The sequence below is a fragment of the Streptomyces sp. NPDC048270 genome (genome assembly GCF_040652335.1).
Lineage (GTDB): Bacteria > Actinomycetota > Actinomycetes > Streptomycetales > Streptomycetaceae > Streptomyces.
In genome coordinates this window covers 153,193-174,057 of the sequence record NZ_JBEZLV010000004.1, presented here as the reverse complement: position 1 = coordinate 174,057, position 20,865 = coordinate 153,193, and the positions used below count along the sequence as shown (strand labels likewise).

The 20,865-nt window shown below is 73.8% G+C and carries 16 protein-coding genes and 1 pseudogene; 6 read left to right on the top strand and 11 right to left on the bottom strand.

The window, feature by feature from the left end:
* Positions 1-9: 9 nt before the first annotated feature.
* The 5 genes from AB0D66_RS05770 to AB0D66_RS05750 form a co-directional block, all read right to left on the bottom strand.
* Positions 10-1,047, bottom strand: a complete 1,038-nt coding sequence (locus tag AB0D66_RS05770) for an ABC transporter substrate-binding protein (protein ID WP_362297168.1) — start codon at positions 1,045-1,047, stop codon at positions 10-12.
* Between the two features lie 155 nt (positions 1,048-1,202).
* Positions 1,203-2,363 (bottom strand): acyl-CoA dehydrogenase family protein, encoded by a 1,161-nt coding sequence (locus AB0D66_RS05765; RefSeq protein WP_362297165.1) that lies wholly within the window; start codon positions 2,361-2,363, stop codon positions 1,203-1,205.
* Positions 2,364-2,370: 7 nt separating this feature from the next.
* On the bottom strand, positions 2,371-3,288 hold the full coding sequence (locus AB0D66_RS05760) for a hydroxymethylglutaryl-CoA lyase (protein WP_362297632.1): 918 nt from the start codon (positions 3,286-3,288) through the stop codon (positions 2,371-2,373).
* An 11-nt stretch (positions 3,289-3,299) separates the two neighbouring features.
* Complete coding sequence (locus AB0D66_RS05755; protein WP_362297162.1) at positions 3,300-5,405, bottom strand: acetyl-CoA carboxylase biotin carboxylase subunit; 2,106 nt, start codon at positions 5,403-5,405, stop codon at positions 3,300-3,302.
* A gap of 16 nt (positions 5,406-5,421) precedes the next feature.
* A complete protein-coding gene (locus AB0D66_RS05750; protein WP_362297159.1) occupies positions 5,422-7,038 on the bottom strand; it encodes a carboxyl transferase domain-containing protein in 1,617 nt (538 codons plus the stop codon).
* A gap of 99 nt (positions 7,039-7,137) precedes the next feature.
* Between AB0D66_RS05750 and AB0D66_RS05745 the strand changes: the two genes are divergently transcribed.
* A complete protein-coding gene (locus tag AB0D66_RS05745) occupies positions 7,138-7,716 on the top strand; it encodes a TetR/AcrR family transcriptional regulator (RefSeq protein ID WP_362297156.1) in 579 nt (192 codons plus the stop codon).
* A gap of 56 nt (positions 7,717-7,772) precedes the next feature.
* Positions 7,773-8,585: a phosphatase gene (locus AB0D66_RS05740; protein WP_362297153.1), complete on the top strand. Its 813-nt coding sequence runs from the start codon at positions 7,773-7,775 to the stop codon at positions 8,583-8,585.
* A gap of 94 nt (positions 8,586-8,679) precedes the next feature.
* Here AB0D66_RS05740 and AB0D66_RS05735 read toward each other — a convergent pair.
* Positions 8,680-9,530, bottom strand: a pseudogene (locus tag AB0D66_RS05735) (SDR family NAD(P)-dependent oxidoreductase).
* Between the two features lie 100 nt (positions 9,531-9,630).
* On the opposite strand from AB0D66_RS05735, the gene AB0D66_RS05730 reads away from it, so the two are divergent.
* Entirely contained in the window at positions 9,631-10,092 is a 462-nt protein-coding gene (locus AB0D66_RS05730; protein WP_362297150.1) for a MarR family transcriptional regulator, read from the top strand.
* A 44-nt stretch (positions 10,093-10,136) separates the two neighbouring features.
* A complete protein-coding gene (locus AB0D66_RS05725) occupies positions 10,137-10,979 on the top strand; it encodes a DUF4253 domain-containing protein (RefSeq protein ID WP_362297147.1) in 843 nt (280 codons plus the stop codon).
* On the opposite strand, the gene tesB is transcribed toward AB0D66_RS05725, so the two are convergent.
* From tesB to AB0D66_RS05700, 5 genes are all read right to left on the bottom strand, one after another.
* Positions 10,976-11,866 (bottom strand): acyl-CoA thioesterase II, encoded by an 891-nt coding sequence (tesB, locus tag AB0D66_RS05720; RefSeq protein WP_362297144.1) that lies wholly within the window; start codon positions 11,864-11,866, stop codon positions 10,976-10,978. The genes AB0D66_RS05725 and tesB overlap by 4 nt on opposite strands.
* A gap of 27 nt (positions 11,867-11,893) precedes the next feature.
* Positions 11,894-13,051, bottom strand: coding sequence for an acyl-CoA dehydrogenase family protein (locus AB0D66_RS05715; RefSeq protein ID WP_362297141.1), 1,158 nt, complete (start codon positions 13,049-13,051; stop codon positions 11,894-11,896).
* Positions 13,052-13,220: 169 nt separating this feature from the next.
* Positions 13,221-14,729, bottom strand: a complete 1,509-nt coding sequence (locus AB0D66_RS05710) for a cytochrome ubiquinol oxidase subunit I (RefSeq protein WP_362297138.1) — start codon at positions 14,727-14,729, stop codon at positions 13,221-13,223.
* 150 nt (positions 14,730-14,879) lie between these two features.
* Complete coding sequence (locus AB0D66_RS05705; protein WP_362297135.1) at positions 14,880-15,911, bottom strand: FUSC family protein; 1,032 nt, start codon at positions 15,909-15,911, stop codon at positions 14,880-14,882.
* A gap of 63 nt (positions 15,912-15,974) precedes the next feature.
* Positions 15,975-17,963, bottom strand: a complete 1,989-nt coding sequence (locus AB0D66_RS05700; protein ID WP_362297132.1) for a PucR family transcriptional regulator — start codon at positions 17,961-17,963, stop codon at positions 15,975-15,977.
* Positions 17,964-18,079: 116 nt separating this feature from the next.
* On the opposite strand from AB0D66_RS05700, the gene speB reads away from it, so the two are divergent.
* The gene (gene speB / locus AB0D66_RS05695; protein WP_069920354.1) at positions 18,080-19,042 is read left to right on the top strand and encodes an agmatinase; all 963 of its coding nucleotides are present in this window, start codon (positions 18,080-18,082) and stop codon (positions 19,040-19,042) included.
* A 5-nt stretch (positions 19,043-19,047) separates the two neighbouring features.
* Positions 19,048-20,730: a thiamine pyrophosphate-binding protein gene (locus tag AB0D66_RS05690; RefSeq protein WP_362297128.1), complete on the top strand. Its 1,683-nt coding sequence runs from the start codon at positions 19,048-19,050 to the stop codon at positions 20,728-20,730.
* The last annotated feature ends 135 nt before the right edge of the window (positions 20,731-20,865 follow it).

The window sequence follows — 20,865 nt, the reverse complement described above, 5'->3', positions numbered from 1 at the left end:
GAAAGGTGGTCAGCCGACCTTCTTGGCGCCCTGGATGGCCTTCGCGAGGTCCTCGAGGATCGTGGCGCACTTGTCGTACGAGTAGATCGGCTCGGTGACGCGCGGGGTGATCTGGCCGGCCTTGACGGCGGGCAGCTCGGCCCAGGTGGCCTTCGCCTTCAGGTCCTCCGGCTGCAGGGTGCCGGTGCGGTTGTCGAGGAAGACGAGGTCGGCCTTGTACTTGCCGGCGTTCTCCCAGCTGAGGGACTCGAAGAAGCCGCCCTCGTCCAGCTTCTCCGGGGTGACGAACTCGACGCCGAGGGACTTGAAGTACTTCAGGTCGGCCGAGGTGTCCGGGGTGGAGACGTAGAACAGGTCGGCGGAGCCGGAGCCGACGAGGACCTTGATGCCCGGGTTGGCCTTCGTGGCCTCGCGGACCTTCGCGGCGGCCGCCTCGAAGCGGGCCTTGGCGTCGACGGCCTTCTTGTCGTTCATGTCGGCGCCGAGGGACTTGGCGAGCTCGGCGGTGCGCTCCAGCGCCTTGTCCAGGGTGGCGTCGCCGCCCACGGAGATCGCGGCGGCCGGGGCCAGCTGCAGGATCTTGTCCTTGGAGGCCTCGGGCACGTACCAGTAGCTGCCGTCCCACGTGTTGGTGACGAGCAGGTCGGGCTGGAGGGCCGCGTACTTCTCGACGTTGAACTCGTCGTAGACGTTGCCGATGATCTCGACCTTGGAGATGTCCATCGAACCGGCCTGGACGTCGGGCTTGCCGTCGGCGGTCTTGGTCGGGCCGAAGACGCCCTTGACCGGGACGCCGTAGTCGTACAGCGCGGCGGCGGTGCCGGTGAACGCGACGATGTTCTTCGGCTTGGCCTTGGTGCTGACGTCCTTGCCGAGGTCGTCCTTGAAGGTCCAGGGGCCCGACGCCGCGGCGCCCTTGTCCGCGCCGCCGTCGCCCTTCGCCGAGTCGGTGCCACCGCAGGCGGCCAGCGCCGCGACGAGGCCGAGGGCGCCGCCGGCCGCTATGAAGCCGCGGCGGGTGAAGGAGGAGGTGCGGGACTTGGGCATGTCGTTGTCCGATTTCGTGCGTGCCGGGCGGCGCCTGAGCCGTTCGGTGGGAAGGTTAGCCTAACCTTGGCCTGAAACGGTAAGGGGGCCCTAAGTTTTTTTAGGACCCCCGACACACCGGCGAACCGCGTGCCGTACCGCCTCCGGCGCTGCGCCTAGGCGGAGAAGCCCAGTTCGCGCGCGATGAGCATGCGCTGGACCTCGCTGGTGCCCTCGCCGATCTCCAGGATCTTCGAGTCCCGCCACATGCGCGCCACCGGGTACTCGTTCATGAACCCGTAGCCGCCGTGGATCTGCGTGGCGTCCCGGGCGTTGTCCACGGCCACCGTGGAGGAGTACAGCTTGGCGATCGCCGCCTCCTTCTTGAACGGCTCCCCGGCCACCAGCCGGGAAGCGGCGTCGCGCCAGCCGATGCGGGCCATGTGGGCGCGCATCTCCATGTCCGCCAGCTTGAACTGGATGGCCTGGTTGTCGCCGATCGCCTTGCCGAAGGCGTGCCGCTCCCTGGCGTACTTCACCGACTCGTCCACACAGCCCTGGGCCAGGCCCGTCGCGAGCGCGGAGATGGCGATCCGGCCCTCGTCCAGGATGCGGAGGAACTGCGCGTAGCCGCGGCCCTCCTCGCCGACCAGGTTGGCCAGCGGGACCCGTACGCCGTCGAAGGACAGCTCGCGGGTGTCCGAGGCGTTCCAGCCGACCTTGGAGTAGGGCGCGGCCACCGTGAAGCCCGGGGTGCCGGACGGGACGATGATCGAGGAGATCTCCGGGCGGCCGTCCGCCTTGCGGCCCGTCACGGCGGTGACCGTGACCAGGCCGGTGATGTCCGTACCGGAGTTGGTGATGAAGCACTTCGAACCGTTGATCACCCACTCGTCGCCCTCGCGGACGGCGGTGGTGCGGGTGCCGCCGGCGTCGCTGCCCGCGCCCGGCTCGGTCAGGCCGAACGCGCCCAGGACCTCGCCGGAGCACATCTTCGGCAGCCACTCGCGCTTCTGCTCCTCGGTTCCGAAGAGGTAGAGGGGCATGGCGCCCAGGGAGACGCCGGCCTCCAGGGTGATGGCGACCGAGGAGTCGACGCGGGCCAGCTCCTCCAGGGCGATGCCGAGGGCGAGGTAGTCGCCGCCCATGCCGCCGTACTCCTCGGGGAAGGGCAGGCCGAACAGGCCCATGCGGCCCATCTCGGCGACGATCTCGTACGGGAACTCGTGGCGCTCGTACAGGTCGCCGATCTTGGGCGCGATCACGTCGTGCGCGAACGCCTCGACGGTACGGCGGAGTTCCTCGTGCTCGGGGGTGAGCCGGTGGTCGAGGGACATGTCTTCGTTACTCCTTGTGGGAGAGGGCGCGGACGGTACGGGAGGGGCTGGGCCGGCCCAGCTGTTCGGCCATCCACACGCTCGTGGCGGTGAGGGCGGCCAGATCGACGCCGGTCTCGATGCCGAGGCCGTCGAGCATCCACACCAGGTCCTCGGTGGCGAGGTTGCCGGTGGCGCTCTTCGCGTACGGGCATCCGCCGAGGCCGCCGGCGGAGGCGTCGACCGTGGTCACGCCGTGCTGGAGCGCGGCGAGGGTGTTGGACAGGGCCTGGCCGTAGGTGTCGTGGAAGTGCACGCCGACGCGGTCGACGGGCACGCCCGCCCCGCCCAGCTCGCCCAGCAGGGCCTGGACGTGGCCGGGCGTGGCGACGCCGATGGTGTCGCCGAGGCTCAGCTCGTCGCAGCCGAGGTCGAGCAGGGACTTGGCGACGCGGACCACCTGGTGGACCGGGACCGCGCCCTCCCAGGGGTCGCCGAAGCACATCGACAGATAGCCGCGGACGTGCGCCCCGGCCTCCTTGGCGCGGGCCACGACGGGCTCGAACATGGCGAGGGACTCGGCGACGGTCCGGTTGAGGTTGCGCGAGGCGAAGGTCTCGGTGGCCGAGCCGAAGACGGCGATACGGGTGGCGCCGAGGGCCAGGGCCCGGTCCAGGCCGCGCTCGTTGGGCACGAGCACCGGCAGTGCGGCGTCGACGTCGCCGAGCAGCGGGAAGAGCTGCTCGGCGTCGGCGAGCTGCGGCACCCACTTCGGGTGCACGAAGCTGGTGGCCTCGACCGTGGTGAGGCCGGCGGCGGCCAGCCGGTGGATGAACTCGGCCTTGACCTCGGTGGGGACGGCCGTCCTCTCGTTCTGCAGCCCGTCCCGGGCGCCGACCTCGTGGATCCGGACCCGGGCCGGCAGGCCGGGCGCCGGGACGGTCATGGGCAGTCCGTTCACGCGCCCTCCTCCTCGTCCGGGGTGACGACGGCCAGGACCTGGTCCATGGCCACCGTGGCGCCGGGGGTGACGTCCAGTTCGGTGACGGTCCCGGCGTGCGGGGCGGAGATGACGTGCTCCATCTTCATCGCCTCGACCACGAGCAGGCTCTGGCCGGCCGCCACCTTGTCGCCGACGGCCACCTTGACGACCGTGACGGTGCCGGGCATGGGGGCGGCCAGGGTGTCGGCCCCCGCGCTCGCCGCGCCCTGGGCGGCCACGGGGTCGTGGCGCTGGACGTGCCAGCTGTCGCCGTCGCGGCCGAGCCAGGTCCCCTCCGGGGAGGTGGCGTGGCTGAACCGGTGGGTGACGCCGTCGAGTTCGATGGTGACCGTGTCGGTGGTGCGGGTCACGACGCGGCCGCGGGCCGGTGCGCCGGGGCTCTGCCCCGGACCCCGCGCCTCGATCGCCGGCGAGGCCGGATTCCCCTCGGCGGGGTCGGAGATGAGCAGCTCGCAGTCCGTGCCCAGGGGGCGGGTGCGAACCTGCACCGGATCCTGGCCGGGGAGGCGGAAGTCATGCACGGTCCAGGCCGGGGTGCCGCCCAGGCGCCACCCGCTCGGGACATCGAAGGGGTCGACCCACCCGTCCAGCCCCGCCGGCGTGTGAGGCGCGGGGTCAGCGGCGGAGCCCCGGTCACGGGAAGGGGCGGGGTGGGGGAAGAAGAGCAGCGCGGCCGCTGCGTACACCTCCGGCGGGACCCCCTCCGGGAGGAGCGTGGCGAGGTCGCGTTCGACCAGGCCCGTGTCCAGGTCTCCGGAGACCACGTCCGGGTGGGCCAGCAGCCTGCGGAGGAAGCCGGCGTTGGTCTGGACGCCCAGGATCACCGTGTCCGCCAGGGCGCCGCGCAGCACCCGCAGGGCCGTCGCGCGGTCCGGCCCGTACGCGATGACCTTCGACAGCATCGGGTCGTACGTCGATCCCACCGGGACGCCCGCCGTCAGGCCGGAGTCCGTGCGGACGGCACCGCCCGAGGGCTCGGACAGGGCGAGGACCGTGCCGCCCGAGGGCAGGAACCCGCGCGCCGGGTCTTCGGCGCACACCCGGGCCTCGATCGCGTGGCCCGTCAGCCGGACCTCGTCCTGGGTGAAGGACAGGGCCCCGCCGGAGGCCACCCGCAGCTGCTGCTCCACCAGGTCCAGGCCGGTGATCAGCTCCGTCACCGGGTGCTCGACCTGGAGGCGGGTGTTCATCTCCATGAAGTAGTAGGAGGACGGGTCCCGGCCCGGGACGATGAACTCCACCGTGCCCGCGCCCACGTACCCGCAGGAGCGGGCCGCCTCCACCGCCGCCGCGCCCATCGCCGCCCGGGTCTTCTCATCGAGCAGGACCGACGGCGCCTCCTCGATCACCTTCTGGTGGCGCCGCTGGAGCGAGCACTCGCGCTCGCCGAGGTGGACCACGTTCCCGTGGGAGTCGGCGAGGACCTGGATCTCGATGTGCCGCGGCCGGTCGATCCACCGCTCGACCAGGAGCGTGTCGTCGCCGAAGGAGGAGCGGGCCTCGCGGCGGGCCGCCGCGATCTCCTCGGCCAGCACGGCCGCGTCGCGCACCAGCCGCATGCCCTTGCCGCCGCCGCCCGCCGAGGGCTTCAGCAGGACGGGCATGCCGATCTCCTCGGCGGCGGAGACCAGTTCGGCGTCCGACAGGCCGCTGCCCGAGGAGCCGGGGACCACGGGCACGCCCGCCGCCTTCACCGTCTCCTTCGCGCGGATCTTGTCGCCCATCAGGGAGATGGCCGAGGCCGGGGGCCCGATGAAGCCGAGGCCGGCGTCCGCGCAGGCCTGGGCGAAGGCGGCGTTCTCGGCGAGGAAGCCGTAGCCCGGGTGGACCGCCTCGGCGCCCGTGCGCCGCGCGGCGTCCAGGAGCCGCTCCACCGACAGGTAGCTCTCGGCGGCCGCCGCCGGACCGATCCGGACGGCCGTGTCGGCCTCCCGTACGTGGCGGGCGTCCGCGTCCGCGTCGCTGAAGACGGCCACGGAGCGGATGCCGAGCTCCCGCAGCGTGCGGATGACGCGAACCGCGATCTCGCCCCGGTTCGCGACCAGAACAGTGCTGAACATCAGTGAGGTCCTCACGTCACATACGGAAGATGCCGAAGCCGCGATCGCCCAGCGGGGCGTTCGCGCACGCGGTCAGGGCCAGTCCCAGCACCTGCCGGGTCTCCAGCGGGTCGATGACCCCGTCGTCCCACAGCCGGGCGGTGGCGTAGTAGGCGCTGCCCTGCTCCTCGTACTGCGCCCGGACCGGGGCCTTGAAGGCCTCCTCGTCCTCGGCCGGCCACTCCTGGCCCGCGCCCTCGATCTGGTCCCGCTTGACCGTGGCCAGCACCGAGGCCGCCTGCTCGCCGCCCATCACGGAGATCTTGGCGTTGGGCCACATCCACAGGAAGCGCGGCGAGTACGCCCGCCCGCACATCGAGTAGTTGCCCGCGCCGTACGAGCCGCCGACGACCACCGTCAGCTTCGGCACCCGGGTGCAGGCCACCGCGGTCACCATCTTGGCGCCGTGCTTGGCGATGCCGCCCGCCTCGTAGTCGCGGCCGACCATGAACCCGGAGATGTTCTGGAGGAACAGCAGCGGGATGCCGCGCTGGTCGCACAGCTCGATGAAGTGGGCGCCCTTCTGGGCGGATTCGGAGAACAGGATGCCGTTGTTGGCGACGATCCCGACCGGGTGCCCGTGGATCCGGGCGAACCCGGTGACCAGGGTCTGCCCGAACTCCGCCTTGAACTCCTGGAAGCGGGAGCCGTCGACGATCCGGGCGATGATCTCGCGGGCGTCGTACGGGGTGCGGGAGTCGACCGGGACCGCGCCGTACAGCCCGTACGGGTCCACCTTGGGCTCTTCGGGCGCCTCGACCGACCAGGGCAGGGACCCGCGCTCCGGCAGGGTCGCCACGATGTTCCGTACGATCCGCAGCGCGTGCGCGTCGTCCTCCGCGAGGTGGTCGGTGACGCCGGAGATCCGGGAGTGGACCTCGCCGCCGCCCAGCTCCTCCGCCGTGACCACCTCGCCGGTGGCGGCCTTCACCAGCGGCGGGCCGCCGAGGAAGATCGTGCCCTGGCCGCGGACGATGACGGCCTCGTCGCTCATGGCCGGCACGTACGCGCCGCCCGCCGTGCAGGAGCCGAGGACGGCGGCGATCTGCGGGATGCCGGCCCCCGACATGCGCGCCTGGTTGTAGAAGATGCGGCCGAAGTGCTCGCGGTCCGGGAACACCTCGTCCTGCATGGGCAGGAAGGCGCCGCCCGAGTCGACCAGGTAGAGGCAGGGGAGACGGTTCTCCAGCGCCACCTCCTGGGCGCGCAGGTGCTTCTTGACGGTCATCGGGTAGTAGGTGCCGCCCTTGACGGTGGCGTCGTTCGCGACGATCACGCACTCGCGGCCGCTGACCCGCCCGATGCCCGCGATCACCCCGGCGGCGGGGGCCGCGCCCCCGTACATGCCCTCGGCGGCCAGCGGGGCCAGTTCCAGGAAGGGGGACCCGGGGTCCAGGAGGGTGTCCACCCGGTCGCGGGGGAGGAGTTTCCCGCGGGCGGTGTGGCGGGCGCGGGCCTTCTCGCCGCCGCCGAGCCGCGCCGCGTCGAGCCGGGCCCGCAGGCCCTCGGTGAGCTCGCGGTGGGCGGCCTCGTTGGTCCGCCAGGCCTCGGACGCCGGGTCCGCGGCGCTCGTCAGCACTGGTGCCTGCTGCATCGGTCGAGCTCCCTTGCTCGGTGCACGCTGTTAATGAGCGTTAACGCATGTACGGCCTAGGTTAACGAGCGCTAACGGCCCTGTCTAGAATGGTTTCCCATGAGCACCAGTGCGGCCGCCCCGACCCGTCGCGAGCAGATCCTCAGTGAAGCTGCCCGCCTCTTCGCCGCGCGCGGATTCCACGGCGTCGGCGTCGACGAGATAGGGGCGGCGGTCGGCATCTCCGGCCCCGGCCTCTACCGGCACTTCGCGGGCAAGGACGCCATGCTGGCCGAGCTGCTCGTCGGCATCAGCGAACGGCTGCTCACCGGCGGCCGGCGCCGGGTGGAGGAGGCGGCGGGCGATCCCGCGCTGGTCCTGTCCTCGCTCATCGACGGCCACATCGACTTCGCGCTCGACGACCGGGCGCTGATCACCCTGCACGACCGGGAGCTCGACCGGCTGCGGGACGCGGACCGCAAGCTCGTCCGCCAGCTGCAGCGCCAGTACGTGGAGCTGTGGGTGGAGGTCGTACGGGAACTGCACCCGGAGGTGGGCGAGGCCGAGGTGCGGGTCTCCGTGCACGCGGTCTTCGGCCTGCTGAACTCCACCCCGCACCTGGCGGCCCTGGGGCGGGAGGCGACGGAGTCCCTGCTCCGGCGGCTCGCGCACGGGGCGTTCGGGGCGCTGTCGGTGTGACCCGGCGCGTCCACCGGTCGGGATGGGCGCGGCGCCTGCGCCCCGGCGGCGGCAGAATGGGCCGCATGCCGAAGCCGATAGAGACGCCCGTACCCAGCCGCGCAGAGCTCGTCGACCACCTGGTCCGCACGCGCATCGCGGGACAGGTCGCCACCCCGCGCGAGAACAACCTCTCCCACTACCGCAAGCTCGCCAACGGCGACCGGCACTACTGGCTCGGGCTGGAGCTGGGCGACCGGTGGACGGACGAGCAGGACGTGCTCGCCGTGATGGCCGAGCGCTGCGGGGTCGTGGACGACCCGGCACACCGCTTCGGCCAGGACACCATCGACCCGGAGCTGACGGTGGCCGGCCTGGACCGGCTCGCGGCCCGGCTGCGCAAGGCCGCGCTGGACCGGCAGAGCGTGCTGCTCGCCACCGGGCACCCGGGCGGGCTGCTGGACGTCCACCGGGTCACGGCGGCGGCCCTGCGCGGGGCGGGCTGCGAGATCGTCGTGATCCCGGCCGGACTGACCGCCGACGAGGGCTCGGTGTGGCAGTTCGCCGACGTCGCCGTGCTGGAGCGCGGCGCGACCTTGTGGCACACCCACTCGCCCGAGCCGATGGCCGCGATCCTGGACGGGCTCGCCGCGGCCGGCCGCCCGCAGCCGGACCTGGTCGTCGCCGACCACGGGTGGGCGGGCTGCGCGGCGCAGCGCGGGCTGGACGCGGTCGGGTACGCGGACTGCAACGACCCCGCGCTCTTCCTGGGCGAGGCCGAGGGCACCCTCCAGGTCGCGGTGCCGCTCGACGACCACGTCCGCGACCCGCGCTTCTACGACCCGATGACCGCCTACCTGCTGTCCGCGGCGGGCCTGCTCCCGTCCTGACCCGGACGGGCCCCGGGGCGGGCCGGGCCCTGCGGACCGCGGCCGCGGTGCGGTGCCGGGCAACGCGGGCCCGGCAGGATCCGAGAGGGACGGCCTAGCCGAGCCAGCCGGCCATCTCGGTCTGGACGGCCGAGCCGTCGCGGTCGGCGAGCTTCATGCCCACGAACGCGCGGGCCCAGTCGGAGGTCTGGATCCGAAACGGCGTCCTCTCGGCGGTCAGCGCCTCGATGACGGGCTCCGCCGCCTGCTGCGGGGTCTGGGCGGTGTCACTGCCGAAGGACGTCAGGGCGTGGTCGATGTAGGCCCGGAGCGTCGGGGCGTACGGGCCGGCCTCGGCCAGCATGGCGGGCAGGTCGATCCCGACGTTGTTCACGAACTCGCTGGCGACGGCGCCGGGTTCGACGACGGCCACCTGGACGCCGGCCTTCGCGGCGACCGGCGCGAGGGCCTCCATGAAGCCCTCGACGGCGAACTTCGCCGCGCAGTAGGCCTCGTTGAACGGCTGGCCCACCACTGCGCCGACGCTCGTCACCGTGACGACCCGGCCGCCGGAAGCGCGCAGGTGCGGCATCGCCGCCCGGGTCAGCTCGACGACGCCGAAGAAGTTGACCTCCATGACCTCCCGCACCCGCTCCATGCCGTGCTGCTCGATGGTGCCGACGAACCCGGCGCCCGCGTTGTTCACGACGGCGTCGAGGCGCCCGTGCTCGGCGACGACCTCGGCCACGCAGGCGGCCGCGGAGTCCGCGTCGGTCACGTCGAGCCGCTTGACCTGGACGAGGTCGGCGACGCCCGCGTCGGCGGCGGCCTTGAGCAGGGCGTCGGCCCGGCCGGTGTCGCGCATGGTCGCGACGGCGTGCCACCGGCGCGGGCGGCGGCGACGGCCGCGGCCAGGCCGATGCCGGAGGACGTGCCGGTGATGATGACGGTCTTGGTCTCGTTCACGAGGTCTCCAGAGGGGGGGGCGCACCTGGCGGGTTTCTGTGCGTGCACACACACATTAACCGTTGTGTGCGTGTGCACACAACACCGGTATTCTGTGGCCATGGCCAACGACGAACCGACCATGGGCGCTCTCACCCCCCGCGACCACGCCTTCTACGGTCTGGTCTGGGCCGGTACGACCCTCACCGCGCGGGTCGACCAGGCCCTGACCCGGCGCCACGACCTCCCCCTGTCGTGGTTCGAGGTCATGCTGTGGCTGCACGCCTACGGCGAGCCGATCGCCTCCTCCGAGCTGGGCGCCAAGACCCTGCTCAGCCGCAGCCAGGTCTCCCGCGTCGCCGATTCCCTCCAGGCGCGCGGCCTGATCGAGCGCGTCCCCTCCCCGACGGACGCCCGGTCCGTCCGGATCGCCCTCACCGAAGCGGGCCGCCGGGCCTACGCGGAGGCCGACGCCACGCGCCGCGAGGCCCTCGCCGAAGTCTTCGACGACCGGCTGGACGACACGGACATAGCGGCGCTGGCGGCGATCTGGACCAAGTTGAAGTCCAAGCCCGGGGCGTAGGGGCCTGGACGGCTCTGTCGGTGGCGGCGGCTACGGTCGCCGCCGTGACGAACCCACCGAACCCGCTGTCCGCGCTCGGCTCCCTCCCCGGGCTGCCCCCGGGAACCGTGGTCACCACGCGTCCCGACCGCCGGCCGCTGAGGCGGACCCGGCCGGGGAAGCCGCTGCTGTGGGTCTCCGACCGGCCGGTGGACGCCGGCGCGACCGCCTCGTACCGCGACCGGCCGGACCTTGCCGCCGCGGGCCTGCAGGCGGTCCTGCTCCAGGAGCGGCGCGGCCTGGAGGAGTGGTGGCGGACCAGGGGGCTGCGGCCGGAGCGCATGTCCGACCCGGACGGCCACCACGCCGAGCCGGTCCTGCGCGCCTTCTGGAACGCCGTCATCCCCGATCCCGAGGAGGAGGGCGAGGACGGCGAGGAGCTCATCGCCCCCTTCGGCCGGGACTGGCCGGGGCTCGCCCAGCCCCCCTCCCCGGCGCCGGACGGCCGGGACCCGGAGGCGGCGGCCCGCGCCCTCACGGACGAGCTGATCGGGACCGGCTTCCTGGCGGCCCCGCGGCTCGCGCTGGTCCCCGCGGGCCGGGGGGCCGACGTACCCGCGGCGATGGGCTGGTGCGGACCGGCCAACCACGAGCAGGACACCGCCCTCGTCAGCGCGGTTCTGCGCTCGTGGGAGGACCGCTTCGGGGCCCGGGTCATCGCCCTCGGCTTCGACGAACTCCACGTGTCGGTGGCGGCCCCGCCGCGCACGCTCGCCGACGCGCTCCCGGTCGCCGCGGAGCACTTCGCCTTCGCCCCCGACAACGTCTGGCAGGGCTCCGGCAGCGTCCGCGCCTACGCCGAGGAGGCGGTGGCCGGCGCGGCGCACTGGTCGTTCTGGTGGGACTAGCGCGGCGGGCGCGCCCGCGGAACGCGCACCACGCCCTCCTGGATGACGGTCACGGCCAGCCGGCCGTCCTGGGTCCAGATGCGGGCCTGGCCCAGGCCCCGCCCGGCGGCCGCCGAGGGGGACTCCTGGTCGTACAGCAGCCACTCGTCCGCGCGGAACGGCCGGTGGAACCACATCGCGTGGTCCAGCGAGGCGCCGACCACATCGCCGACGGCCCACCCGCCGCGCCCGTGCGCGAGCAGCACCGAGTCCAGCAGGGTCATGTCGGAGACGTACGTGGCCAGGCAGGTGTGCAGCAGGGAGTCGTCGCTCTCCAGCTTGCCGGCCGTCCGGAACCACACCTGCGAGCGCGGCTCCACGGGCTCGCCGACGCTGCCCCAGGGCGGGGTGGTGGCGTACCGCAGGTCCACCGCGCCGCGCGCCTCGATCAGCCGCTCCACCGTGCCCGGGTCGCGGAAGACCTCGCGGTACGCGGGCAGCGACTCGGCCGCGGTCGGCAGCGTCTCCGGGTCGGGTGCGGAGGGCATCCCGGCCTGGTGGTCGAGGCCCTCCTCGTGCGTCTGGAAGGACGCGGAGAGGTGGAAGATCGGCTGGCCGTGCTGGACGGCGACGACGCGGCGCGTGGTGAAGGAGCGTCCGTCGCGGATCCGGTCCACCGAGTAGACGATGGGCGCGCCGGGGTCCCCGGCGCGCAGGAAGTACGAGTGCAGCGAGTGCGCGGTGCGGTCCTCGGGCACGGTACGGCCGGCCGCGACCAGGGCCTGGGCCGCGACCTGGCCGCCGAAGACGCGCGGTACCACCGCCGAACGGCTGGTACCGCGGAAGATGTTCTCCTCGATCTGCTCGAGGTCGAGCAGATCGAGGAGCGTCGTCAGTGCCTCGTTCATGGGGGAAGGGTAGGTGCCCTGACTCCCTTAGAGGCCCATGGACTTGGCGATGATGGACTTCATGACCTCGCTGGTGCCGCCGTAGATGCGGTTCACGCGGTTGTCGGCGTACAGGCGGGCGATCGGGTACTCGTTCATGTAGCCGTAACCGCCGTGCAGCTGGAGGCACTTGTCGATGACGCGGTGCGCGACCTCGGTGCAGAACAGCTTCGCGGAGGCGGCCTCGGCGGCGGTCAGCTCGCCGGCGTCCAGGGCCTCCAGGGCGCGGTCGGCGACGGCCTCGGCCGCGTCCACCTCGGCCTGGCAGGAGGCCAGTTCGAACTTGGTGTTCTGGAAGTGCGCGACGGGCTTGCCGAAGACGGTGCGCTCCTGCACGTACTGCTGGGCGAACCGGACGGCGGCCTTGGCCTGCGCGTAGGCGCCGAAGGCGATGCCCCAGCGCTCGGAGGGCAGGTTCTGGCCGAGGTAGTAGAAGCCCTTGTTCTCCTCGCCCATCAGGTCCTCGACCGGGACCTTCACGTCGACGAACGCCAGCTCGGCGGTGTCGGAGGTGCGCAGGCCCAGCTTGTCCAGCTTGCGGCCGATGGAGTAGCCGGCCGACTTGGTGTCCACCGCGAACAGGGAGATGCCGAAGCGGCGGTCGTCCTCGCGCGGGGCGGAGGTGCGGGCGCAGACGATCACGCGGTCGGCGTGGACGCCACCGGTGATGAAGGTCTTGGCGCCGTTGAGGACGTAGTGGGTGCCGTCCTCGGACAGCTTGGCGGTGGTCTTCATGCCCGCGACGTCGGAGCCGGTGCCCGGCTCGGTCATCGCCAGCGCCCACATCTCCTCGCCGGTGACGAACTTCGGCAGGTAGCGCTTCTTCTGCTCGTCGGTGGAGAGCATCTTGATGTAGGGGAGGGCGAGCAGCACGTGCACGCCGGAGCCGCCGAAGTTCACGCCCGCGCGCGAGGTCTCCTCGTAGAGCACGGCCTCGAACTTGTGGGTGTCCAGGCCGGCGCCGCCGAACTCCTCGGGCACGTTGATCCCAAAGACGCCCAGCTCGCCCAGCTTGTAGTAGAACTCGCGAGGTGCCTGGCCGGCGGCGAACCACTCGTCGTAGACGGGGACGACCTCGGCCTCGATGAAGGCGCGGATGGTCTCGCGGAACGCCTCGTGGTCCTCGTTGAATACGGTACGGCGCACGGCCGACTCCTCTCGGTGGCGGCGCGACGCCGCTTATACCTAAGCGCTTGCTCAGATTAAGTTACCGGCGGGTTGTCGTCCCTGTCCAGAGCGGGGGCCGACCGTCAGTGCGAGCCGTCAGTGCGAGCCGTCCGAGCGAGCCGTCAGTGCGAGCCGTCAGGACGGGCACTCAGTACGAGAAGGCCATCGGCCGGTCGGGGTCCTCGTCGTCGCCGCCGATCCGGCGGGGCGTCGCGAGGTCGGAGGCGGTGACCTCGGGCGGGCCCGCCATGACGGACTGGGCCAGGAGGCGGACCTCGATGACGGCGAGGAGCGCGTAGAGCAGGCCGAACGCGGTGAGGGAGGCGATGACCTCGCCATGGCCCACGCCGGGCGACACGGCGTCGCGGGTGCGCAGGACCCCGTAGACCACCCAGGGCTGGCGGCCCATCTCGGTGAAGATCCAGCCCCAGGAGCAGGCGATCAGGGGGAAGGCCAGCGTCCACACGGCCGCGAGCCAGTACCAGGTGGTCAGCCGGGACCCCAGGGTCCTGCGCCGGGTCAGGGCCAGGTGCGGCACCTCGTCCTCACCCGTCCGCAGGCCCGGGGCGAGCAGGACCTTGCGGCGGGTCAGCCACAGTCCCACCACGCCGACGGCGAGCGAGGTCATGCCGAAGCCCATCATGAAGCGGAAGCCCCAGAACGCGACCGGGATGTCGGGCCGGTAGTTCCCGGGCCCGTGCTCGGCCTGCTCGGCCGCCTCCGTGTCGTTGATGCCCGCCACGTACGCCGTGAAGTTCCCCGCCGCCAGGAAGGAGAGCAGGCCGGGAACCGACCACTCCACCCGGTTGTGCCCCTCGGAGACGTCCCCGATGGCGAAGACGGAGAACGGCGCGGACGTCTGGCCGTCCCAGAGGGCCTCGGCGGCGGCCATCTTCATCGGCTGCTGCTGGACCATCACCTTGCCGAGGCTGTCCCCGCTGAAGGCCACCAGCACCCCGGCCACCAGCATCGTCACCAGGCCCAGCCGCAGCGAGGTGCGCATCACCGGCACGTGCCGGCCGCGCCGCAGGTGCAGGGCCGAGATGCCCAGCATGAAGGCGCCGCCGGTCAGGAAGGCGGCGGAGAGGGTGTGGTAGACGACGACCAGCGTGGTGTTCTGGGTGAGCACGAGCCAGATGTCGGTGAGCTCGGCCCGGCCGCGCTCCTCGTTCATGCGGTAGCCGACCGGGTGCTGCATCCAGGAGTTGGCCGCCAGGATGAAGTAGGCGGACAGGATGGTGCCGAGCGACACCATCCAGATGCAGGCCAGGTGGATCCTCTTCGGCAGCTTGTCCCAGCCGAAGATCCACAGGCCGATGAAGGTCGACTCGAAGAAGAAGGCGATCAGCGCCTCGAGGGCGAGGGGCGCCCCGAAGATGTCACCGACGAACCGCGAGTAGGCGGACCAGTTCATGCCGAACTGGAACTCCAGCACGATGCCGGTGACGACCCCGACCGCCATGTTGATCAGGAGCAGCCGGCCCCAGAACTTCGTGGCCGCGAGGTACTTGTCCCGCCCCGTGCGCACCCAGGCGGTCTGGAGCACCGCGACCAGCGTGGCGAGGGAGATCGTCAGCGGGACGAACAGGAAGTGGTAGACGGTCGTCATGCCGAACTGCCACCGGGCCATCGTGTCGAAGGCCACCGCCAGCTCCATCCGGATCCTCCCTCGCCTCGCGCGGCCGGTCCGCAGGGGACACTCTCTCCCCGGCCGCCCGCGCCGCCCGGCAGCGGCGGCCCGACGGCCCGCGAAGTACGCCGGACGGCCGACGCGCCCGCCCCCGACCGCGGCGGCCCGGGGGCACGCTCAGCCCGCGGACGCCTCGAGGTACTCGGCCAGCGCCTCGTGGGTGAGGTGGATCCCGGCCCGCAGCGCGGCGTCCCCGGGACCGGGATGTGCGGCCCGGTGATCCGCTTCCAGCTCCAGGGCCGGGCGCAGCCGCTGGGCGCAGTCCTCGCCGCGCAGGGCCGCGTCCAGGGCCGAGGCGGTCGCCTCCACCAGCGGTGCCATGGCGCGCACCGGCCCGTCGGCCCCGCCGGCGGACCGGGCCTCCAGCTCCCGCGTGAGGAAGTACAGGGCCGGAGCGGTCCGCGCGGCCAGTCGCAGGCGGAGGCGGAGCGCGTCAGCCGACCCGGCGGGCGGGCGCCGGGGCGGCAGCGGGAGCAGCCGCGCCGGCCGGTGCTCCAGGGCGGCGGACAGTTCGTACGGGCGGTGCCACAGTGCGAAGGACTCCGCGGGGGCGGGCGGGTGCGCGGGGGCCGGGCCGGTGGGGCGCCCGGCAGCGGCCAGGGCGGCGACGCCCTCCAGGCGGGCGCGCAGAGCGGCGCGGTACTCCTCCAGCCCGTCCGCCGCCTCGCGGTACGGGTCGGGCGGCCACAGCAGCGGGCCGAGGAGCGCCACGACGGCGATGCCGACCGCGCTCTCCCACAGCCGGGCCAGCGGGTACCCGGGCACCGGCGTCGCGTAGATCACCAGGGCGGTGACCAGCACCTGCTGGTTGGGGGAGCCGTCGTGGCGCAGCAGGTACATCCCGGCGCAGCCGGTCACCAGGAGGACCGGGAACGACAGGGGGCCCGTCGGCAGCCAGTGCAGGACCACCACGCTCAGCCCCACGCCGACGACCACGCCGAGCAGCCGCTCCAGGGCGAGCCGGGGCGCCGCGAACACGTCCCCGCGCAGGATCAGGACGGCGGGCAGGGCGGCGGGAACCGGGATGGTGCTCGTGCCGAGCCACACGCACACGTACCAGGGGAGGGCCGCGCACACCACCAGCCGGGCGGCCGGGCCCAGCTGCTCACGGAGGAGGCGGCTCCGTGCCGGTACGGACATGCCGGACATGCGGCACATGCTAGGGGCGGGCCCCGCCCCCGGCGGTGCGGTGCGGCCCGCGGCGGGCTGCCGTCAGCCGCCCGGCCGCGGGGAGCGGGCGGGCACCGGGCCCGTGCCGGGGCCCGTGCCGGGGGCGGGGCCAGCGCCCGCGCCCGGGTCCGTGCCGGCGGCCGGGGGCTCGGGCCGGCGCAGGGCGAACCACAGCTCCATCCGGACGTCCGGGTCGTCCAGGTCCCGCCCCAGCAGCTCCGCGCAGCGGGCCACGCGCTGGCGCACGGTGTTGCGGTGCACGCCGAGGTCCGCGGCCGTGCGGTCCCAGCCGCCGTGGTGGGCCAGCCAGCCGCGCAGGGTGTCGCGCAGGACGGGGGAGAGGGGTCCGAGCAGGGCCTCGGCGTGGGCGCGGGCCTCTGCCTCGCCAACCAGGCCGGCGAGACCGGGGTCGGAATGCCGGGCCAGCGGGGTGCGGGCCGCCTCCGCGCGGTCCAGGGCGCGCGCGGCCTGCGCGTCGGCGGTGGCCAGGGCGCCGGGTGCGGCCGGCGCGCTGACGCCCAGCCGCCATCCCGGCTGCGGGACGGGCTCCCGGTCGGTCAGCAGCCTCGCCCCGCCCTCGAACGGGTCGAGCAGTACGGTGCCCAGCGCGGCCCCGAGGGCCTGCGGATCGCCGGTCCCCCGGGCGTGGACCACGTGCCAGGGCCCGGGGGCCAGGGCGCGGGCGGGGTCCCCGCCGAGCAGGAGCCGGGTCAGGGCGGAGGCCTCGTCCCCGGCCGGGCGGTTCGCCGTGAGCAGGGTCAGCAGGACGGCGGCGACGGAGGCGATGGTGTGGTCGCCCGGGGCCCGGACCGGCGTGGCGAGGGCCAGCACCTGGCCGCCGCCCACGGCATAGGCGGACAGGTGAGTCCCGGCCAGGGTGTCGGTGGCGGTCGCCGCGGAACCGGGTGCCACCCGGCGCGCGAGCGCGTCCACCGCGGCCCGCACCTCGGCCCTCGGCACGCCCCCGGCACTCCGAACCACACCCCACCCGATCCCGCCCACCACCCCAACGACCCCAGGCCCGCCCACCGCGCCCGCCCCCGACCCGGCCCCGGCGGGCCCAACTCCGCCCGGCCCGGCCCCGCGGCCTGCCCCCGGCGCTGACCCGGCGGGCGTGGATCCGCTCGGCCGGGCCCCGCGGCCTGTGCCCTGCGCGGCCACGACGGCTCCGGCCCCGCGGCCTGATGCTGGTGCGGCTCCTGCGGACTCGGGCCCGCCCGGCCCGGCCCCGCGCCCTGCGGCGGGCGTGGACCCGGCGGGCGTGGACCCGCTCGGCCCGGATCCGCTCGGCCCGGATCCGCCCGGACCAGGTCCGGGCGGGCCGGGTGGGCCCGGAGGCGGCGTGGTTTCCGATCCGGGGGTCGGCCGGGCGTCCGTCCCGGGCCCGGGCCCGGGATCGGGTGTGGAAGCCGGGGTGAGCAGGGCCGCCCAGCCGGACAGGCTCGCCGACAGGCGGGCGAGGAGTGCGGGGACCGGATCGGGACGGGCGGCCGCCGCCGCGAGGGACTGCTGCGCCTCGGTCACCCGGCGCAGCTCACGCGTACGGGCCTCCTCCATCAGCCGCCACACGGCCCGGCCCACGGCCGTGAACGGCGTCGCGGGCGGCACCTCGACCAGCGGCAGCCCGTGCCGGGCGCAGGCCTCGACCAGGGCCCGCGGCACCGTCTCGTGCACCGGGGTGACACCGAAGCCGACGGCGGCCACCCCCGCCCGCACCAGCCGCTCGACGTACGGCACGGCTTCCGCTCCGCCCCCGGCGACGGCTTCCGCTCCGCCCCCGGCGACGGCTTCCGCTCCGCCCCCGGCGACGGCTTCCGCTCCGCCCCCGGCGACGGCCTCCGCCCCCGCCAGGCCCTCGCCCGCCGTCAGCAGCAGTTCCCCGCCCAGCAGGTAGCGGGACGGGTCCGCCATCTCAGAGGCGTGCACCCCGTGCACCTCGGCCTCGGCGGGCCCCGCCAGACGCCGCAGACCCAGGTCGCCGTCGGCGAGCAGGCGCCCGAGGGCGACCGGCGGGGTGGGAGGGGCTTCCATGGATACTCCGTACACATCAAGGGGCGCTGATGGATGAAACGTACACTTCGCGCCCCGCGGGCCCCGGCTTACGCTCGAAGGACCGCACCCGCAGGACCTCCAGAAGGGCACCCCCCATGAGCACGCAGCCGCGCGGCCCCGTCGACTCCTCCCGCATCCCGCGCTACGCGGGCCCCGCGACCTTCGCCCGGCTGCCGCGCCTCGACGAGGTCGGCTCCGCCGACGTCGCCGTCGTCGGCGTGCCCTTCGACTCCGGCGTCTCCTACCGCCCCGGCGCCCGCTTCGGCGGCAACGCGATCCGCGAGGCCTCTCGCCTGCTGCGCCCGTACAACCCGGCCCAGGACGCCTCCCCCTTCGCCCTCGCCCAGGTCGCGGACGCCGGCGACATCGCCGTGAACCCCTTCAACATCAACGAGGCCGTCGAGACGGTCGAGGCCGCCGCCGACGAGCTCCTCGGCAACGGCTCCCGCCTGATGACCCTCGGCGGCGACCACACCATCGCCCTCCCGCTGCTCCGCTCCGTCGCCAAGAAGCACGGCCCCGTCGCGCTGCTCCACTTCGACGCGCACCTGGACACCTGGGACACCTACTTCGGCGCCGAGTACACCCACGGCACCCCCTTCCGCCGCGCCGTCGAGGAGGGCATCCTCGACACCGAGGCGCTCTCGCACGTCGGTACGCGCGGCCCGCTGTACGGCAAGCAGGACCTGGACGACGACGCCAAGATGGGCTTCGGCATCGTCACCTCCGCGGACGTCTACCGCCGCGGCGCCGACGAGGTGGCCGACCAGCTGCGCCAGCGCATCGGCGACCGCCCCCTCTACATCTCCATCGACATCGACGTGCTGGACCCGGCCCACGCGCCCGGCACCGGCACCCCGGAGGCGGGCGGCATGACCTCCCGCGAGCTGCTGGAGATCATCCGGGGCCTGTCCTCCTGCAACCTCGTTTCCGCCGACGTGGTGGAGGTGGCCCCGGCGTACGATCACGCGGAGATCACCTCGGTCGCGGCCTCGCACACCGCGTACGAGCTCACCACGATCATGAGCCGGCAGATCGCGCAGTCGAAGGGCAAGTAAGAGAAGTGACGCACGACCACGACCTGGTTCTCCGTCCCACCGAGGCCCAGACGGCCGCCGCGCTGGCTCCGCCGCCGGGCCGCACGGGCGGGGACCTGGTCGTGGAGACACTGCGTTCCCTGGGCGCGACCACCGTCTTCGGGCTGCCCGGCCAGCACGCGCTGGCCGTCTTCGACGCGGTCGGCCGCTCGGACCTGCGCCTCGTCACGCTGCGCACGGAGAACAACGCGGGCTTCGCGGCGGACGCGTACGGCCGGATCACGGGCGAGGCCGTACCGCTGCTGCTGTCGACGGGACCGGGCGCGCTGATGGCCCTGCCCGCGCTCGCGGAGGCGGCCGCCGCCTCCGCCCCCGTCCTCGCCATCTCCTCGCAGGTGCCGGCGGCGGGCCTGGGCGGCGGGCGCCGGGGCCACCTGCACGAGCTGCGCGACCAGTCCGCGTCCTTCCGGGACGTGGTCAAGTCGGTCCACACGGCCCGGACCCCCTCGCAGATCCCGTCCGTGGTCGCGGAGGCCTGGGAATCCGCCCTGACCGCGCCCCACGGCCCGGTCTGGGTGGAGATCCCCGAGGACGTACTGCGCGCCGAGACGCTGATCCCGCAGGTCACGGGCATGGACGCGACCCCGCACGAGCTCGCTCCGCGCCCGGAGCTCACCGCCGTCGCCGCCCACTGGCTCTCCCGGGCCGCCCGCCCGGTGATCATCGCGGGCGGCGGGGTCATCCGCTCCGACGCCGCGGGCAAGCTCAAGCAGCTGGCGGAACGCCTGAACGCCCCCGTGGTCACCACCTTCGGCGGCAAGGGCGCCTTCCCCTGGAACCACCCGCTCTCCCTCCAGTCCTGGCTGGAGGACCGCCACATGACCGACTTCCTGGAGGACGCGGACGTCCTCCTCGTCGTCGGCTCCGGCCTGGGCGAGCTGTCCTCGAACTACCACACGTTCTTCCCCACCGGCCGGGTCGTCCAGATCGAGGCGGACCTCGGGAAGCTGGAGTCCAACCACCCGGCCCTGGGCATCCACGCGGACGCCCGCCTCGCCCTCCAGGCCCTGCTGGAGACCGTGGCCGAGCGCGCGGACCCGTACGCCCCGGACCGCGTGCGGATGGTCCTGTCCGACATCGCGGACCGCCTGGCCGCCCAGGACGTCACCCTGGAGCAGGAGCTCCTGGCCTCGATCCGGGCCGCCCTCCCGCCGCGCTCCCCGTCCTTCTGGGACATGACGATCCTGTCCTACTGGGCGTGGTCGGCCTTCGACGCCAAGCACCCCAACACCATGCACTCGGCCCAGGGCGCCGGCGGCCTCGGCTACGCCTTCCCGGCGGCCCTCGGTGCGGCGGTCGCGGAGCCGGGCACCCCCGTCCTCGCGGTCTCCGGCGACGGCGGTGCCATGTACTCGGCCGCGGAGCTGGCCACCGCCCGCCAGCACGACCTGGACGTCACCTGGCTGATCGTGGACGACGGCGGCTACGGCATCCTGCGCGCGTACATGGAGGACTCCTTCGGCCGCTCCACCGGCACCGAGCTCACCCGCCCCGACTTCGCCGCACTGGCGGCCTCCTTCGACGTCCCGGCGACCACCACCAGCCCGGAATCCCTGACGGCGGACCTCAAGAAGGCCCTCGCCACCCCCGGCCCCTCGGTCGTCGTCCTCCCGGCCACCCTCAGGATGTTCGCGCCGACCCACCTCTGAACGGCCGACCCACCTCTGAACGGCCGGCCCCACCTCTGAACGGCCGGACCCGCCTCCGAACGGCCGGACCCGCCTCCGAACGTCCGGGCCCGCCCCTGTCGGGTGAAGCCCGCTCGCCGCGCCCGGACACCGGTG

Coding starts and splice junctions, on each gene's coding strand:
- AB0D66_RS05770 (WP_362297168.1), bottom strand. CDS start 1,047: ATGCCCAAGTCCCGCACCTCCTCCTTCACCCGCCGCGGCTTCATAGCG.
- AB0D66_RS05765 (WP_362297165.1), bottom strand. CDS start 2,363: ATGTCCCTCGACCACCGGCTCACCCCCGAGCACGAGGAACTCCGCCGT.
- AB0D66_RS05760 (WP_362297632.1), bottom strand. CDS start 3,288: ATGACCGTCCCGGCGCCCGGCCTGCCGGCCCGGGTCCGGATCCACGAG.
- AB0D66_RS05755 (WP_362297162.1), bottom strand. CDS start 5,405: ATGTTCAGCACTGTTCTGGTCGCGAACCGGGGCGAGATCGCGGTTCGC.
- AB0D66_RS05750 (WP_362297159.1), bottom strand. CDS start 7,038: ATGCAGCAGGCACCAGTGCTGACGAGCGCCGCGGACCCGGCGTCCGAG.
- AB0D66_RS05745 (WP_362297156.1), top strand. CDS start 7,138: ATGAGCACCAGTGCGGCCGCCCCGACCCGTCGCGAGCAGATCCTCAGT.
- AB0D66_RS05740 (WP_362297153.1), top strand. CDS start 7,773: ATGGGCCGCATGCCGAAGCCGATAGAGACGCCCGTACCCAGCCGCGCA.
- AB0D66_RS05730 (WP_362297150.1), top strand. CDS start 9,631: ATGGCCAACGACGAACCGACCATGGGCGCTCTCACCCCCCGCGACCAC.
- tesB (WP_362297144.1), bottom strand. CDS start 11,866: ATGAACGAGGCACTGACGACGCTCCTCGATCTGCTCGACCTCGAGCAG.
- AB0D66_RS05710 (WP_362297138.1), bottom strand. CDS start 14,729: ATGGAGCTGGCGGTGGCCTTCGACACGATGGCCCGGTGGCAGTTCGGC.
- AB0D66_RS05705 (WP_362297135.1), bottom strand. CDS start 15,911: ATGTCCGGCATGTCCGTACCGGCACGGAGCCGCCTCCTCCGTGAGCAG.
- AB0D66_RS05700 (WP_362297132.1), bottom strand. CDS start 17,963: ATGGAAGCCCCTCCCACCCCGCCGGTCGCCCTCGGGCGCCTGCTCGCC.
- speB (WP_069920354.1), top strand. CDS start 18,080: ATGAGCACGCAGCCGCGCGGCCCCGTCGACTCCTCCCGCATCCCGCGC.